14 protein-coding genes and 1 pseudogene are annotated in these 16,378 nt (G+C 71.5%); 8 read left to right on the forward strand and 7 right to left on the reverse strand.

Annotated elements, in window-relative coordinates:
- The first annotated feature begins 4 nt into the window (after positions 1 to 4).
- Together QWI33_RS00925 and QWI33_RS00930 are read left to right on the forward strand one after the other, a co-directional pair.
- On the forward strand, positions 5 to 676 hold the full coding sequence (locus QWI33_RS00925) for a winged helix-turn-helix domain-containing protein (protein WP_289953968.1): 672 nt from the start codon (positions 5 to 7) through the stop codon (positions 674 to 676).
- Positions 673 to 1,731 carry a HAMP domain-containing sensor histidine kinase gene (locus QWI33_RS00930; protein ID WP_289953969.1) on the forward strand — a complete coding sequence of 353 codons (1,059 nt, stop codon included), beginning with the start codon at positions 673 to 675 and terminating at the stop codon, positions 1,729 to 1,731. Before QWI33_RS00925 ends, QWI33_RS00930 begins: the two co-directional genes overlap by 4 nt.
- 53 nt (positions 1,732 to 1,784) lie before the next feature.
- Here the strand turns inward: QWI33_RS00930 and QWI33_RS00935 are convergent, their stop codons facing one another.
- From QWI33_RS00935 to QWI33_RS00950, 4 genes are all read right to left on the reverse strand, one after another.
- On the reverse strand, positions 1,785 to 2,807 hold the full coding sequence (locus QWI33_RS00935; RefSeq protein ID WP_289953972.1) for a WXG100-like domain-containing protein: 1,023 nt from the start codon (positions 2,805 to 2,807) through the stop codon (positions 1,785 to 1,787).
- Entirely contained in the window at positions 2,804 to 3,124 is a 321-nt protein-coding gene (locus QWI33_RS00940) for a type VII secretion target (protein ID WP_289953973.1), read from the reverse strand. The genes QWI33_RS00935 and QWI33_RS00940 overlap by 4 nt, the downstream gene beginning before the upstream one ends.
- Positions 3,125 to 3,478: a YbaB/EbfC family nucleoid-associated protein gene (locus QWI33_RS00945; RefSeq protein ID WP_289953974.1), complete on the reverse strand. Its 354-nt coding sequence runs from the start codon at positions 3,476 to 3,478 to the stop codon at positions 3,125 to 3,127.
- Between the two features lie 98 nt (positions 3,479 to 3,576).
- Entirely contained in the window at positions 3,577 to 4,575 is a 999-nt protein-coding gene (locus QWI33_RS00950; protein WP_289953976.1) for a 2-dehydropantoate 2-reductase, read from the reverse strand.
- Between the two features lie 184 nt (positions 4,576 to 4,759).
- Between QWI33_RS00950 and QWI33_RS00955 the strand changes: the two genes are divergently transcribed.
- Positions 4,760 to 6,556: a bifunctional metallophosphatase/5'-nucleotidase gene (locus tag QWI33_RS00955; RefSeq protein ID WP_289953978.1), complete on the forward strand. Its 1,797-nt coding sequence runs from the start codon at positions 4,760 to 4,762 to the stop codon at positions 6,554 to 6,556.
- Positions 6,557 to 6,719: 163 nt separating this feature from the next.
- Positions 6,720 to 7,910 carry a M20 metallopeptidase family protein gene (locus QWI33_RS00960; protein WP_289953980.1) on the forward strand — a complete coding sequence of 397 codons (1,191 nt, stop codon included), beginning with the start codon at positions 6,720 to 6,722 and terminating at the stop codon, positions 7,908 to 7,910.
- 53 nt (positions 7,911 to 7,963) lie between these two features.
- On the opposite strand, the gene QWI33_RS00965 is transcribed toward QWI33_RS00960, so the two are convergent.
- On the reverse strand, positions 7,964 to 8,818 hold the full coding sequence (locus QWI33_RS00965) for a Vgb family protein (protein ID WP_289953982.1): 855 nt from the start codon (positions 8,816 to 8,818) through the stop codon (positions 7,964 to 7,966).
- A 116-nt stretch (positions 8,819 to 8,934) separates the two neighbouring features.
- Entirely contained in the window at positions 8,935 to 9,438 is a 504-nt protein-coding gene (locus QWI33_RS00970; protein ID WP_289953984.1) for a gluconokinase, read from the reverse strand.
- A 142-nt stretch (positions 9,439 to 9,580) separates the two neighbouring features.
- Between QWI33_RS00970 and QWI33_RS00975 the strand changes: the two are divergent.
- The 4 genes and pseudogenes from QWI33_RS00975 to QWI33_RS00990 form a co-directional block, all read left to right on the forward strand.
- Positions 9,581 to 10,282: pseudogene (locus QWI33_RS00975) on the forward strand (FadR/GntR family transcriptional regulator); the annotation flags it as partial.
- A gap of 406 nt (positions 10,283 to 10,688) precedes the next feature.
- A complete protein-coding gene (locus tag QWI33_RS00980; RefSeq protein WP_289953989.1) occupies positions 10,689 to 11,762 on the forward strand; it encodes a hypothetical protein in 1,074 nt (357 codons plus the stop codon).
- Between the two features lie 78 nt (positions 11,763 to 11,840).
- Positions 11,841 to 12,731 (forward strand): poly(ethylene terephthalate) hydrolase family protein, encoded by an 891-nt coding sequence (locus QWI33_RS00985; RefSeq protein ID WP_289953991.1) that lies wholly within the window; start codon positions 11,841 to 11,843, stop codon positions 12,729 to 12,731.
- A 142-nt stretch (positions 12,732 to 12,873) separates the two neighbouring features.
- The gene (locus QWI33_RS00990) at positions 12,874 to 14,508 is read left to right on the forward strand and encodes a LuxR family transcriptional regulator (protein WP_289953993.1); all 1,635 of its coding nucleotides are present in this window, start codon (positions 12,874 to 12,876) and stop codon (positions 14,506 to 14,508) included.
- 175 nt (positions 14,509 to 14,683) lie between these two features.
- Here the strand turns inward: QWI33_RS00990 and aceB are convergent, their stop codons facing one another.
- Positions 14,684 to 16,273 carry a malate synthase A gene (aceB, locus tag QWI33_RS00995; RefSeq protein ID WP_435367552.1) on the reverse strand — a complete coding sequence of 530 codons (1,590 nt, stop codon included), beginning with the start codon at positions 16,271 to 16,273 and terminating at the stop codon, positions 14,684 to 14,686.
- Between the last annotated feature and the right edge of the window lie 105 nt (positions 16,274 to 16,378).

A 16,378-nucleotide genomic window follows, 5' to 3' on the forward strand; every position in this document is an offset into this window, starting at 1 on the left:
CGCCGTGCGCATCCTGCTGGTCGAGGACGACCGCGACCTGGGCCCGGTCCTCGCGCTGGGCCTGCGCAACGAGGCCTACGCCGTGGACCTCGCCCAGAACTACGCCGAAGCCGAAGACCTGCTGTGCAGCAACGACTTCGACGTGGCCTGCCTCGACCTCGGCCTGCCGGACGGGGACGGCCTCGAGCTGCTGCGGCGGCTCGGCGCAGACCCCGCGCTGCGCCGCCCCCGCCGCCTGCTCGTGCTCACGGCCCGCGACGCCGTGGACGACCGGGTCGCCGGGCTCGACGCGGGTGCCGACGACTACCTCGTCAAACCGTTCAGCTTCCAGGAGCTGGCGGCGCGGCTGCGCGCGCTCTCCCGGCGGGCCGACGTCAGCGACGCGGTCCTCGCCGTGGGCGACCTGCGGCTCGACGCCGCCGCGCACCGGGCCTGGCGCGGCGGCGGCGAACTCGACCTGACCCCGAGGGAGTTCTCGATGCTCCGCTACCTCATGCATCACCCCGGGCGCACGGTGAGCGCCGAGGAGCTGCTCGAGCACGTGTGGGACGCCAACGCCGACCCGTTCACCGCCTCCGTGCGGGTGATCCTCAGCCGCCTGCGGCGCAAGCTCGGCGAGCCCGGCCCGATCGCCACGGTGAACGGCGTCGGCTACGTCCTGCGGGCCGCGCCGTGATCGGCGCGCTGCGCTCGCTGCGCGCCCGGCTCGCGCTCACCGGCGCGCTCGCGATCTACCTGCCGGTGGTGCTCGTCTTCGCGGTCACCTCGATCGACCGGCACGAGGTCACCGAGACCGCCCCTGACGGCACGACCCGCCTGGTCTCGGCCACCGGCGTCGACCCCACCGGGTGGGCGTGGTTCACGGTGCTCGCGCTGCTGCCGGTCACGGCGGCGCTCGCGTGGTGGTGGTCGGGCCGGGCGGTGCGGCCGTTCGAGCGCATTCGCGAAGCGGCCGAACGGATCGAGGCCTCCGACCTGAGCATGCGCGTGGGCGGCGCGGAGGGCACGACCGAGGCGATCGGGCTGGCCGCCGCGTTCGACGCGATGCTCGACCGCCTGGAGCGGTCGGCGCAGGTGCAGCGGCGCCTCATCGAGGAGACCAGCCACGAGCTGCGGACCCCGCTCGCCGTCCTGATCACCGGCGCGGAGGTGCTCCTGCGCCATCCCGAACCGGACCTCGCCCTCTACCGGGAGGGCCTGGAGCGCAGCCGGAACGCGGCCGAGCGGCTGCGGGACGCGGTGGGCGAGCTGCTGGTCGACGCGCGCGGCAGGGCCCGCGTGATCGATCGCCGCCCCACCGACCTCCCGGCCCTGGTCCGCGAGGTCTTCGCCGAGACCGCGGCCTTCGCCGCATCGCGCACCGTCCGATTGGAACTGCGCGGCGAGGCCACCGCGGAGGCCCCGGTCGACGGGCCGAGCGTGCACCGCGCGGTCGCGAACCTCGTCCACAACGCCGTCAAGCACGCACCCGCGGGCACCGCCGTCACCGTGGCGGTCGAGCGTTCGGCCACGGGCATCACCGTCACGGTGGCCGACGAGGGCCCGGGCATCCCCGCACCTGAGCGCGACCAGGTCTTCGAGCGGTTCTGGCGGGGCGACCGGGCCCCCGGCACCGGGCTGGGGCTCCCGATCGCCCGCCAGATCGCGCAGGCCCACGGCGGCGAGATCGCACTCCTCGAATCGGCGCGAGGCTGCCGGTTCCGGCTGACGCTGCCGGTCAGGGAGGCCTAGCGGCCCGCGCTCCAGGAGCGCGAACGCCGCGGCCGCCGCGGTGGAGCGCCGTGTCAGGGACCGCCGTTGGCTTTGCGGTCCGCCTCCATCTGGCTGTAGTTGTTCTCCCCGGCCGCCAAGGAGTTGCCCGTGTACTTAATGGTCTTCATCTTGTCGATCGGGTTCTTCCAGCTGTTCTTGAGCGGGTCCCACGATTTCATGAGCGCGCCGTCGGAGAGGTTCCGCAGCTTGTCCGCGCCGCTCGCGAATGTGTCGCCGCTGTTCATGAGCCCCTTCGAAGTGCTCTTGAGCAGGCCGTCGGTGGCGCCGTCGAGGGACTGCTTGAGGCCGGTTGAGCCGGTGCCGAACTTGCGGAGGCTGACGACCCAGCGGCCGAGCTTCGTCATGAGCTGGCCGAGCTTGCCGACCAGGTTCGCGAACACCTCGACGGCCCGGGAGACGACCCGGGCGACCGCGGCCGCGGCCGTCGCGCCGAAGGTGAACCCTGCGGTGGCGAGCGCGCTGAGGAGCCACAGGACGGCCTCGGCGATGAAGTTGGAGATGATCTCCAGGAACATGGTGCGGGTGATGCCGATCAGGACCCCGGCGCCCGTGATCAGGTTGGCGGTCCACTTCGCGCCTTCGGCGGCGCCGTTGATGACCTCGCCGAACGCGCCGGCGCTCTGGCGGTACGCATCGGCGTCGAGGCCGTCCCAGTCGACGACCGACTCGAGTTCGGTGAACCATTCGGCGGACGCGTCCTGGAGCGCCATGGCGATGTTGTTCCAGGTCGTCGCCAGGCCTTCGATGGCGTTGGGGTTGCCGGCGAGCCAGTCGAGGGGTTCGCGCAGGAACGAGATGTGCTCGAACAGCCAGGAGACGCCGGCCTGCACGAGGTGCTTGAAGGGGTTCGAGATGAACGAGAGCGCGTCGAGCCCGAGGGAGAAGGTGGAGGCGGCGATGTCCCCGACGTCGACCTTGCCCTGGGTGATGACGTTGCCGTAGGCCTGGCCGGCCTTGTAGACGCCGTAGAAGATCTTGGAGCTCTGGGGCATCGCCGTGGGGGTCTCGGGGGCGATGAGCGGGTTGGCGTTCACTTGTTCAACTCCTTGAGCAGCGCGTCGAACACGGCCGCGACCTCTTCGTCCTCCGTCTGGTACCGGATCGCGGTCTGGGTGAGCGCGGTCGCGAAGCCGTTGCCGAGGTTGTCGATCGAGTCGAGGGTCTCGGACCCGTCGTCGAGGAAGAGGTCCAGGGCCGGCGGGATGAGCTGGGCGAAGATGATGCCGAAGGCGTTCTCGTCGCCGAGGCGGACCTGCTTGGCGGCATCGGCGGCCTGCACCACCATCGGCATGGGCCCGTTGACGATTCGCGACGCGTGATCGCGCAGTTCCTGGGGGTCGACCTTGGGCATTCAGGACTCCTTGGGGGGCCGGGTGAAGGAGTTCAGGACGCCCATGGCCTCGGAGTCGGCGCCGAGGAGCCCCGACATGATCTGGGCGGTCTTCCGGCCGGACTCCTCGACGGCCCGGTTGTAGGTGTCGAGCACGAGCTCGGCGAGGCCGGTGCCGGACATGCCGCGGGCCTGCGGCGAGAAGCGCAGGCCGGTCAGGGTGCCTCCGGCGTTCACGGTGACCGTGACGACCTCGTCCTCGCTCGCGAGCGTCGTCGCGGATTCGGCCAAGGCCTCCTCGGCCCGCCCGGCCTGCTCCTGGATCTGGGCCACTCGGGCGTCCAGCTCCTTCATGATCTCTTCAGGGGTGCGCATCGTCTTCCTTCGCCGTTGCTGAGCCTCATGGTGCAGTTGTCAAGCTAGTCAACGAGAATGAACCTCTGATGTCGCGTTTCTGAACAGGAGGCGCGGGGTCAGCGGGCGCGGTGCAGTTCGGCGAGGAGTTCGGGGCCGGTCCAATCGCGGCGCCCGCCGCTCTCGGCGGCGTGTACGAGCTCGGTGAGGCGCCGGTTGGCGGGCGCGGCGAGGCCGTGTTCGGCGGCCAGGGCTGCGATCTCGCCGTTGAGGTAGTCCACTTCGGTCACACGACCGGCCTCGAGATCCTCCCAAGTGGAGGATCGGGCGTGCGGGTCCACGGCGAGCATCCGGGCGGCGGCGCGGGTGAACAGCGCGTCGGGCAGGCCCAGGAGGGACGGGAGCAGGCGCGGGTCGAGCCCGGCGGTCGTCGCGGGCCGGATCCCGGCCGCCCTGTAGGCGGCGAGGGCTTCGCGCTGGGCGAGGGCGAGGCAGCGGCGGTAGGCGCGCTGCGAGAGCTCGGTCTTGAGCGGCAGGCCCGAGAGGGCGTTGATCGCGTTGTTGAGGTTGAGCAGGAGCTTCGCGGCCTGGACGCCGCGGAGGTCGGCCGCGCGGACGAGGTCGAGCCCTGCCTGCGCGAACGCGGGCGCGAAGGCGTCGAGCGCGGCGTGGTCCTGGACGGCCAGGCCCCCGTCGGTGCCCTGGTGGAAGCGGCCCTCACCGGTGTGGACGACGTTGAACGCGACGCTCCCGGCGAGCACGGTCGCCTCCGGCAGGTGCTCGCGCAGGACGGCCGCGTTCCGCAGCCCGTTCTGGAGGCTCACGACGACGGCGCCTGGCGCCAGGTGCGGGGCGAGCGCGGCGGCGGCCTCGGCGGTGGCGGCGGACTTCACGGTGACGAGCACGAGGCCGGCCCCGGCGGCGGCCTCCGGCTCGGTCGCGTACTTCGGCGCCGGAACGCGCGCGGCGGTGCCGTGCAGGGCGGTCAGGGTGAGCCCGTGGGCGGCGAGTTCATCGGCGAGCCGCCGCCGTCCGACGAAGACGACGTCGGCCCCGGCCGCGGCGAGCCTCCCGCCGACGTAGCAGCCGATGCTCCCGGCCCCGAAGACGCAGATCATCCCCGGATGCTACTGCCGTTCAAGGCAGTGGGCGAGGGGCGGCCGATGCCGCTTTTTCCATCGGAATCGTTTCGGGATCGACATCACTCGTTCAATATGGGGTCATGGGATGACCCCCCTGGCCAGGTGCAATACTCCTCGCATATCGCTCGAATCCCTCGGCGCAGAAACTGGAGAGCCGCACATGACCGTCAACCGCAGAACCCTTCTGGGAGCATCGGCCGCCGCGGGGGCGGCCGCTGCCGTCGCCGCCGCCTCGCCCGCCGAGGCCGGGCGCGCCAAGCGCTACTCCTTCACCGTGATGGGCACGACCGACCTCCACGGCAACGTCTTCAACTGGGACTACTTCGCCGACAAGGAGTACGCCGACGCCGCCGGCAACACCCGCGGCATCGCCCGCATCGCCACCCTCGTCAAGCAGATCCGCAAAGCCAAGGGCCGCAAGAACACCCTCCTCATCGACTCCGGCGACACCATCCAGGGCACGCCCCTGGCGTACTACTACGCGCGCGTCGACCCCATCGTCGCCGAGGCCGGGCCGGTCCACCCGATGGCGCAGTCCATGAACGAGATCGGCTACGACGCCGCCGCCCTCGGCAACCACGAGTTCAATTACGGGCTCGACACCCTCCGCAAGTTCGAGTCGCAGCTCGAGTTCCCCCTCCTGGGCGCCAACACGATCGACGTCGAGACCGGCAAGCCCGCGTTCCCGCCGTACCACATGGCCCGCATGCGCACCGACTGCGGCAAGGACGTCAAGGTCGCCATCCTCGGCCTCTGCACCCCCGGCGTGACCATCTGGGACAAGGCCTATGTGGACGGCGTCCTGGAGTTCCCGAGCCTGGAGTCCGAGGCCGCCCACTGGGTGCCCAAGCTCAAGGAGATGGGCGCCGACGTCGTCGTCATCTCGGCGCACTCGGGCACCTCCGGCAAGTCCGCCTACGACACCTCCACGGGCCTCGGCGTCGAGAACGCCTCCGTCCTCGTCGCCCAGCAGGTCAGCGGCATCGACGCGATCCTCGTGGGCCACGCCCACGTCGAGATCGAGGAGCTGCGCGTCGCCGACCCCGACGGCCACGAGGTCGTCCTCTCCAACCCGCTCTGCTACGGCCAGCGCCTCACCCTCTTCGACTTCGAACTGGTCTTCGAGAAGGGGAAGTGGACCGTCGAGTCCGTGAAGGCCTCGATCCTCAACTCCAACGAGGTCGAGGAGGACGAGCGCATCGCCCAGATCCTCTCCGATGAGCACAACGAGGTCGTCGCCTACGTCAACCAAGTGGTCGCCGAGGAGGCCGTGGTCAAGCTGACCACCGCCGAGGCCCGCTACAAGGACGAGCCGATCATCGACCTCATCGCGAAGGTCCAGGAGGACACGGTCAAGTCCGCGCTCGCGGGCACCGAGTACGCGGACCTGCCGGTGATCGCGCAGGCCTCGCCGTTCTCGCGCACCGCGGAGCTCCCGGCCGCGAACGTGAAGATCAAGGACCTGTCGGGCCTGTACATCTTCGACAACACGCTGGTCGCGAAGCTCATGACGGGCGCAGAGGTCCGGGCGTACCTGGAGTACTCGGCGCAGTACTTCATCCAGACCCCGGTGGGCGCCGAGGTCGTCGTGGACACTGCCGCGAAGACGGACAACATCACCGGTGCCGAGGGCCGCCCGGACTACAACTACGACTACGTCTCGGGCCTGTCCTACGAGATCGACATCGCCGCGCCGGTCGGCTCGCGCATCGCGAACCTCAAGTACCAGGGCGCGGACCTGGCCGACGACCAGCGGTTCGTGATGGCGGTCAACAACTACCGGGCCAACGGCGGCGGGAACTTCCCGCACGTGGCGGCGGCCCAGGAGCTGTGGAGCGAGTCGATCGAGATCCGCACCCGGATCATCGAGTGGGTGACCGCGAAGGGCCGCCTCGACCCGGCCGACTTCGCCGCGGCCGAGTGGATCCTGACCCGTGAGGGCACGCCGGTCTTCTAAGGCGAACGCATTGCGGCGCCGCGGCCCTGAGCGGCCGCGGCGCCGCTCTCGCTTCACCCCCGCAAATGCCTGTCGCCGCACGGGCGGGACGTGGCAGTATTGCGGCACCGGGCGGCTTGCCGTCCGGCTAGTTGATGAATCCCAATACGCCCCAGGAGTGCACATGGACTTTCGGGAAGAGGCCGCCGCGATCGCGCCCGAGCTGATCGCGCTGCGCCGCGAACTGCACCGGATCCCCGAGATCGGGCTCGACCTTCCGAAGACGCAGGCGGCCGTGCTCGCGGCCCTGGAGGGCCTGCCGCTGGAGATCACGCTCGGCCGCACCTCGACGGCGGTCACGGCGGTCCTGCGCGGCGGCAGCCCCGGTCCGGTGGTGCTGCTGCGCGGCGACATGGACGCGCTGCCGGTGACCGAGGAGACGGGCGTCGAGTACACGTCCGAGCACGTGGGCACGATGCACGCGTGCGGCCACGACCTGCACACCGCCGGTCTCGTGGGCGCGGCGAAGCTGCTGTCGGCGCACCGGGCCGAGCTGGCCGGGGACGTGGTGTTCATGTTCCAGCCGGGCGAAGAGGGCCATGACGGCGCCGGCCACATGATCGCCGAGGGCGTGCTGGAGGCGGCCGGCCGCAGGGCCGATGCGGCCTACGGGCTGCACGTCATCTCGGACATGGTGCCGCGCGGGGTGTTCACGACGAGGCCGGGGCCGATGATGGCCGCTTCGTCGGGGCTGTTCGTGGACGTGCGCGGCAAGGGCGGGCACGGCTCGCGCCCGCACGCGACGCTCGACCCGATCCCGGTGGCCGCGGAGATCGTCACGGCGCTGCAGTCGCTGGTGACGCGGCGGTTCTCGACGTTCGAGCCGATCGTCATCACCGTGGGGACGTTCCACGCGGGCACGCGGCACAACATCATCCCGGACAACGCGACGTTCGAGGCGACGGTGCGCACGTTCTCGGCCGAGGCCCTGGACCAGGTCGAGAAGGAGTCGGTGAAGCTCGCCGAGGACATCGCGACCGCGCACGGTCTCACGGCCGATGTGCGGTTCGAGCGCGAGTACCCGGCGACGGTGAACGACGCGGACGAGGCGGCGTTCGTGGAGGCGACGGTGAAGGACGTGTTCGGCGAGGAGCGGTACACGGAGATGCCGTTCCCGGTCATGGGTTCGGAGGACTTCTCGCGGGTGCTCGAGGGCGTGCCGGGCAGCTACATGTTCTACGGCGCGACGATCCTGGACGACCCGAACGAGGCGGCCTCCAACCACTCGCCGAGGGCGGCCTTCGACGACAGCGTCCTCGCCGACGGCGCCGCGCTCCTGGCGGAACTCGCCGTGAGGCGCATGGCCCGCGGTTAGCGGAGACAGGTGCAGGGGCGGCCCGCATTGCGAGCCGCCCCTGCCCGTTGCCTTCAGTGCTCGATGCGCACCAGCTCGCCGATCTCCAGGGCCGACCAGACCGCGCCGTCGGGGGCGATCGCGATGCCGTGCGGCTCACTGGCTTCGACCGGCAGGTCGTGGCCGGTGACGTTCCCTTCCGCGTCCACGTGGCCGATCCGGTTGCCGCCCCATTCGGTGAACCAGCAGCCGCCATCGGCGTCGGCGACCACCGCGTGCGGCTTCGCGCCTTCGCGCAGAGCGACGGCCGTGACGGTGCCGTCCGCGTCGATGTGCCCGACGCGGTCGCCCATGATGTCGGCGAACCACACCCCGCTCGCCCCGGCCGCGATGCCGACCGGCGCGGCCCCTTGCAGCGCAAGGGGTATCACCGTCACCGCGCCGTCCTCGCCCACGCGCCCGACCGAGGCCGCGGCGTTGAGCGTGAACCACAGGTCGCCGCCGGGGGCGAGCGCGATGGCCGAGGGGAAGCCGCCCTGGTGCGGGATCGCGAACCGCGTCAGCGCCCCGTCCGGGCCGATGCGTCCGATGTGGTCGGCGGCGCTCTCGGTGAACCACGCCGCGCCCGCGCGGTCGACCGCGATGCCGTACGGCCCTGCGCCTTCGGCCAGCGGCACTTCGCTCAGTTGGCCGTCCGCGCCGATGCGGCCGATCCTGTCGGCCTTGTACTCGGTGAACCAGGCCGCGCCGTCGGGCGCGACGGCGATGACCGTCGGCTGCGAGCCCTCGTCCAGGTCCCAGTAGGCCGGCTCGCCGCCCTCGGGGCCGATGCGGCCGACCCGGCCGCCTTCGGCCACGGTGAACCAGGTCGTCCCGTCCGCCGCGAACGCGATCCCGTACGCGCCCTTGGCCACTGCGATGGCCTCCATTGCCGATCTCCCTTCGCCGCATGACTCCGTACGTTGCGCAACATTAGTGCGGGTGATCAAGAGGGCCGAGCGGCCCACCGCGGCCCCCGAATGCATGAGGCCGTGGGTTTCAGGCCCTACTGCTGGAGGTCGGCGACCACGCGGTCGACGATCTGATCGGGCGAGGCGGCGACGTCGACGGTGATGCCGTCCTCGTCGTCGCCGAGCTCCTCGAGGGCGGCGAACTGGGAGGCGAGCAGGCTGGGCGGCATGAAGTGCCCGCTGCGCGAGGCCAGGCGCGCGGCGATGACCTCCCGCGTGCCGTGGAGGTGCACGAAGTGGACGCGGGCGCTCGCGCCGCGCAGCACGTCCCGGTACTCGCGCTTGAGCGCCGAGCAGGTGACGACGGTGCCCTGGCCCGCCTTGTCCTGCATGCTGATCCAGTCCCGGAGCGTCCGCAGCCACGGCCCCCGGTCGGCGTCGGTGAGCGGGATTCCGGCGCTCATCTTGGCGATGTTCGCCTCCGGGTGGAACTCGTCGGCCTCGGCCATGGGCCAGCCGAGCCGGTCGGCCAGGAGCCGCGCCACGGTGCTCTTGCCCGAGCCCGAGACCCCCATGACCACTAGGCAGGTGGTCGCCATGGACCCCTCCTCATCGAAAGGCTGAACGTAGTGACCGGAAAGGTAACACCAATTGCACTACCATGCCAACACGGACCGTATAGGATTCGCACATGGGCGACATTCACGGGGATACACCGCGCCACCGGCAGTGGACGGCGGCATGATCGAGCGGCGCCACCCGTCCGGCACCGGCCTCCACGATCCCATCGTCGAGAAGCTGGGCATGGAGATCGCCGCGGGCGAACTCCCGACCGGGCACGTCCTCACCCTCGACGGGCTCCAGGATCGCTTCGGCGTCTCCCGCACCGTCGCCCGCGAGGCCATGCGCATCCTCGAGTCCATGGGCCTCGTCCAGTCCCGCCGCCGCGTCGGCATCACCGTCCGCCCCATCGCCGACTGGAACGTCTTCGACCCCAGGGTCATCTGGTGGCGCCTCTCCGGCCCCGCCCGCGGCGACCAGCTGCGCTCGCTGACCGAGCTCCGCATCGCCGTCGAACCCCTCGCCGCCGGCGCCGCCGCCCGCTCCGCCACCGCCGCCCAGCGGGCGCGCGTGGTCGAGCTCGCCACCCTCCTGCGCACCCTCGGCGAAGCGGCCGACCTGACCGAGTTCATGGAACGCGACGTCGAGTTCCACGAACTCCTCCTGCAGGCCAGCGGGAACGAGATGTTCGCCGCGCTCGCGGAGGTGGTCGCCGCGGTCCTGCGCGGCCGCACCCAACTCGGGCTCATGCCCCACAAGCCGGTCCCCGAGGCCATGGACCTGCACGACGCGGTCGCTTCGGCGATCGCGGACGGCCGGTCCGCCGAGGCCGAGGCCGCCATGCGGGCGCTCCTGGTCGAGGTCCGCACCGCAATGCTCCCGGGCTTAGTACCGCCCTGGTCGCCGCGCGACCCTCCCCGACGATTCTCCGTCCGATCTGCGCCATGTGACACGCCGCTTCGGGTACCCCGTTGCTGCGCGCGACGATCCCCTTCGTGCGCACCGCCACACCCGACCCCTTGCAACTTGCTGTAGTACATCACGCGTCACATACCCAGACAGGAAAGCACGACACCCGAACGGCAAGCAGCAGACCGAAACCCACCGCGATCCCTTGTGCGGCATGCACCCCCAGCGCAGTCTCGACCGTCCGACCAGACCGTATTTGGGCGGCGACACGGCGTTTCTCCTGGTCTGACCAGTGAGGCACGGTCAGTAACCGCATAGCATGTGCCACAACACCACCCCGGCCCACAAGGTCGCGACACCACCGCAGATCGGACCAGCCATGCCCGAGTTCGCACCAGTGCGATTGCCGCACTACGACGGCCAAGGGCCGCATTCGCTCCTCGCCGATGTCGCCGCCTGGACCGGCTCCGAGCCGATGCACCGGCTCCTCGCCCTCTTCGGCGGCAGCCTCCCCGGCACCGGCACCGCCGAGGACCTCGCCTACCTCGAGGCCTTCTCCGCCGACCACTGGGACTTCCGCGCCGGCCGCGAGCGCCACGAGACCGCGCCGCAGCCGCTCACCCCCGAGCACGAGCACTCCGCGACCCAGGCGGCCCTGGCCCTCGGCCTCGGCGCCGTGGCGACGCCGCGCCTCCCGCACTACACGCACGTCCTGGTCCTCGGCGGCCTCGTCGCCTCCTGCCTCTTCCGCACCCGCTTCGCCGCCGAGCTCCTGGAGAGCGGCATCGGCGCCGACCACGTGACGGGCGTCGGCGGCTTCCGGCCGCTCGGCGAGCCCGACCTCGAATCCGCGGTCCTCAGCGGCATCGACTGCGGCGGTTACGAAGTGGACGCCATCGAGGCGAGCCTCAAGCGCGCCTTCAAGATCACCGGCGACCCGCTCGTCGACGAGGGCGGCGACCCGCGCCGCGACCCCGGTCGGGCGTGGAAGGTCGCGACCTACACCGACGGCCCGGCCACCACCGTCCGGGCCGTGGCCGCACCGTCCTCGCAGCCGGGCCGCCGCCGCGCCGACACCGTGGACACCTGCCGGTTCTGGGCCGACCGCGTCGCCGACCTCACCCCCGGCGACAGCGTCCTCGTCGTCACCTCCGCGCCTTACACCGCCTTCCAGCACTGCGACGCGATCACCCACATGGGACTCCCCTACGGCTGCATCGTCGACACGGTCGGCGTCGACCCCGCCACCCTCCCCGAGCCGCACTTCCGCAAGCACCACACCGCGAGCGGCTACCTCCAGGAGGTCCGCTCGGCCATCCGCTCCATGCGCCGGCTGTACCACACCGCCTACGCCGCGATCCAGACCCCGATCCGGCCCGTCGAGACCGCGGTCGGGTGGCGTTTAACGCTCAAGGGCCGGCACGAGCGGCGGCGCCGCTCGCAAGACCGGTGATTTCACCGATGCGCTAAAGCCGGGACCAGGGAATATTTACGTCCATCACTTGATGAGTCACGTCAAGGAGGACGCAACATGGACTCAACCCTCACCCGCAGGCGCACCTCGATCGCCGCCCTGCTCGCAGCCGTGCTCGCCGCGATGATTGGCATCGGCGCCACCGCCTTCCCCGAACCGGCGGCCGCACAGAACCCGTACCAGCGCGGACCGAACCCGACTGAATCGAGCATCGAAGCCCTCCGCGGCTCCTACTCGACCTCGAGCACCAGCGTCTCCTCGCTCGTGATCGGCTTCGGCGGCGGCACGATCTACTACCCGACCACCACCTCGGACGGCACCTTCGGCGGGGTCGTCATCGCCCCCGGCTTCACCGCCTACGAATCCTCGATCGCCTGGCTCGGCCCCCGCCTCGCCTCGCAGGGCTTCGTGGTCTTCACCATCGACACCAACACCACGCTCGACCAGCCGGGCCAGCGCGCCGACCAGATCCAGGCGGCGCTCGACTACCTCACCGAGAGCAGCACCGTGCGGGGCCGCGTGGACGCCGACCGCCTCGCGGTCATGGGCCACTCGATGGGCGGCGGCGGCTCCCTGGAGGCCGCCCGCGACAACCCGGACATCAAGGCCAGCATCCCGATGACCCCGTGGCACACCACGAAGAACTGGTCCACGCTGTCGACGCCGACCCTGATCTTCGGGGCCGAGAACGACTCCGTCGCCTCGGTCGGCTCGCATGCCGAGCCGTTCTACACCTCGATTCCCGGCAGCGGGAACGACAAGATGTACGTCGAATTGAACGGGGCCTCGCACTTCGCCCCGAACTCCTCCAACACCACGATCGCGAAGTACTCGATCTCCTGGCTCAAGCGCTTCGTGGACGACGACACGCGGTTCGACCAGTTCCTGTGCCCGCTGCCGAACGAGTCCGCCGTCGAGGAGGCCCGCGGCACCTGCCCGCTCGGCTGATCCCGTCAGGACGCATCGGGCGGCGGCCTTCACGGGCCGCCGCCCGATCGGCGCGCACCGGTTGACGCGGTCCGGTTGGCGCGGTCCGATCGGCACCACCCGACCCCTTTAAACCGACCGGTCGGTTTTGTACGATGAACGGATGGGACGGAGCGCACTGCGGCACCCCGACCGGGCCGCACCGCCCGCTCGGCACTCCCACCTGGCCGCCACAGTCCGCCGCCTCGACGACGGCAGCCTCGCCCTCGTCGTCGACCCCGCCGACGCGCACCTGCTTCAGGACGCGAACCGCTCGGGCGCAACGCTCACCGTCAGGGTCGCCCGCGGCGCGATCGAGGACGCCGCGCGGCGCGCGCTCGCCGCCGGCACCCGCACGCTCGCCGCAGGGCCCCTCGGCGACGCGTACGCGACCTTCGCCCAAGCCGCCGCACTCGCCGCCGAGACCGCCCCCGCACTCGCGGTCACCGCCATCGCCGCCGCCACCGGAGCCGCCTGGTCGGCGGGCGACCGGCGGGCCTGCGCCGGCGCGCTCGCCGCCGCCCGGCGCCTCCTCGAACCCCACGCGGACAGCGCGTCCACCCCGCTCCTCGACTACCTCACCGGACTCCGCGGCCTCGTCGAAGCGTCCCCGGGCGCGGCCATCGCCCCGCTCGGCCGGGTCCTCGCCCGCGCCGACGAGGACGACGCCCCCGACACCCTCCACTACGCCGCCGTCGCCGCGCTGCTGCTCGGCGACGCCCCCGCCTCGGCCCGGATCGGCATGCGCGCCTTGGCCGCCGCGCGCAGCCGGGGCCGCGACGACCTGCTCCCCCAAGCCCTCGAATACCTCGCCTACGCCGAAATGCGCGCCGGCCGCCACGCCCCCGCGCGGGCCCACGCCCTCGAAGGCCTCACCGCCGCGATCCGGACCGGCCGCGTCAACACCGCCGCCCACCACCGCGCGGTCCTCGCCCTCACCGCCTCGGTCGAAGGCGACGTCGCCGAGGTCGAAACCCAAGCGGCGCAAACACTCGCGGTCGCCCGGAAGCACCGCCTCGCACAGACCGGCACCCTCGCCGAATGGGCCCTCGCCAGGGCCGACCTGAGCCGGGGCCGACCAGAAGCCGCCGCCTCCCGCCTCCAGGCCCTCGTCCGGCCCGGCGGCGGCCACTTCGCGATCCGGCCGCTGCTCATGCCGTGCTTCATCGAGGCCGCGGTCCTCGCGGGCCGCCCGGAGGAGGCGCGCCCGGTGGCCGAGGAACTGCGCCTGTGGGCCGGGTTCGGCATCGACCGCGGGGCCTTCGCGGCGCTGGCCCGGTCCCAGGCGCTCCTGGACGGCGGCGACGGTGCGGACGCGCTGTTCCGGCGCTCGCTCCAACTGCACCCGGCCGACGGCGGCGACTTCGAGCGTGCCCGCACACTGCTGCTCTACGGCAAGTGGCTCCGCCGGCGCCGCCAACCGGGCCGGGCCCGCACGGTGCTGCGCAGCGCCCTGCACGGCTTCGAACGCTGCGGCGCGGCGGGCTGGGCGGTGCAGGCGAACGAGGAGCTGCGGGCGACGGGCGGACAGCCGAAAGCGCCGGCACGCCCCACCGCTCCCGGTGACGAAGGCCTGGCGGCCCTCACGCCGCACCAGCGGCGCATCGCGGGACTCGTCGCGACGGGTGCGACGAACCGGGAAGTGGCGCAGGCGCTCTCGCTGAGCGTCCGCACCGTCGACCACCACCTGCGGAACATCTTCGCCGCCTTGGGCGTGCGCTCCCGAGTCGAACTGGCGAGGCTCGTCCCTCGGTCGTAGCGGTCTGCGCACGCGAAGCGTGCGGCCTGCTGCCGCCGTCCTCGGCGATCGGAGCGACGAGCCCATACCTCTTCATCGATATATCTTTGATAGGCACGGCGGTAAACGAGCGGCGGAGCCGGACCGCCTGGGGACGGTGCCGGCTCCGCCGCGAGGGGGCCGCTCAGTGCGGTGCTCAGCCGCCGTTGGCGAGGAACCTCGTGTAGGCGGGAATGGTCAGGAACGTCGGGTACGCCTCCCCCAGCGCGCATTCGGTGAAGACCGAGAGCGCGTCGTCGAAGCGGTCGCCCTCGAAGCGCTCCATGCGCTCGAACTCGTCCTTGAGCATCCGCTCGACCCAGCCGCGCGACACCGTCCGGCCGTCGCCCGTCACGGACCCGGCGTTGATCCACTGCCAGATCTGCGAGCGCGAGATCTCGGCGGTCGCGGCGTCCTCCATGAGGTTGTTGATCGCCGCCGCGCCGATGCCGCGCAGCCACGACTCGATGTACCGGACGCCGACCTCGATGTTCTTGCGGATGCCGGCCTCGGTGATCTCGCCGGGCGTGGCGGCCACGTCGAGCAGGGCCGCCGCGTTCGGCACCACGTCCTCGCGCTGCTTGTCGATCTGGTTCGGCAGGCCGCCGAGGGTCTCGTCGAAGACCGCCATGGCCACGGGCACCAGGTCGGGGTGGGCCACCCAGGAGCCGTCGAAGCCGTCGTCGGCCTCGCGGTTCTTGTCGGCCCGCACCTTCTCCAGCGCGACCGCGTTCGCCTCGGCGTCCTTGCGGCTGGGGATGAACGCGGCCATGCCGCCGATCGCGGAGGCGCTGCGCCGGTGGCAGGTGCGCACGAGCAGCTCGGTGTAGGCGCGCATGAACGGCGCGGTCATGGTCACCTGGTCCCGGTCGGGCAGCACGAAGCGCGGCCCGCGCTCGCGGAAGTTCTTGATGACCGAGAAGATGTAGTCCCAGCGCCCGGCGTTGAGCCCGGAGGAGTGGTGGCGCAGTTCGTACAGGATCTCCTCCATCTCGAACGCGGCGGTGATCGTCTCGATGAGCACCGTGGCGCGGATGGTCCCCTGCGGCACGCCGAGGAGGTCCTGGGCCATGACGAACACGTCGTTCCACAGCCGCGCCTCGAGGTGCGATTCGAGTTTCGGCAGGTAGAAGTACGGGCCGCGGCCGAGTTCGATGAGCCGGTGCGCATTGTGGAAGAAGTACAGGCCGAAGTCCACGAGGGAGCCGGCGACGGGGACGCCGTCGACCCGCACGTGCAGTTCGGCGAGGTGCCAGCCGCGCGGCCGCACGATGATCGTGGGCAGGTCGGTGAGCGCCTGGCCCTTGAGCCGGTACTCCTTGCCCTGCGGGCTGGTGAAGTCGATGCGCCGTTCTATCGCGTCACGCAGGTTCACCTGGGAGTCGATGACGTTGTGCCAGTTGGGCGTCGAGGAGTCCTCGAGGTCGGCCATCCAGCATTTGGCGCCCGAGTTGAGGGCGTTGATCGTCATCTTCCGGTCGCAGGGGCCGGTGATCTCGACGCGGCGGTCCTCCAGGCCCGGGGCGAGGGTGGCGACGCTCCAGGAGAAGTCGTCGCGCACGTCGCGGGTCTCCGCCAGGAAGGCGGGGTCGACGCCGTTGCCGATCTTGATGCGGCGCTGCTGGCGCAGTTGCAGCAGCTCCTGTCTGCGGGGCGCGAAGGCCCGGTGGAGGGCGGCGATGAACGTCAGCGCCTCCGGGGTCAGGATCTCGTCCTGGCGGTCGACGGCGGGCCCGTTGACCGCGATGCCCGTGTCGTCACGAGTCTCGGTTGTGGTGACCACGTGGTCCTCCTCATGTGGCAGTGCGGGAGCCGGCGCGGGCCGGCTCGACGCAGCGGACTGGTCGCAGGG

It is taken from the genome of Glycomyces tritici, assembly GCF_030403505.1.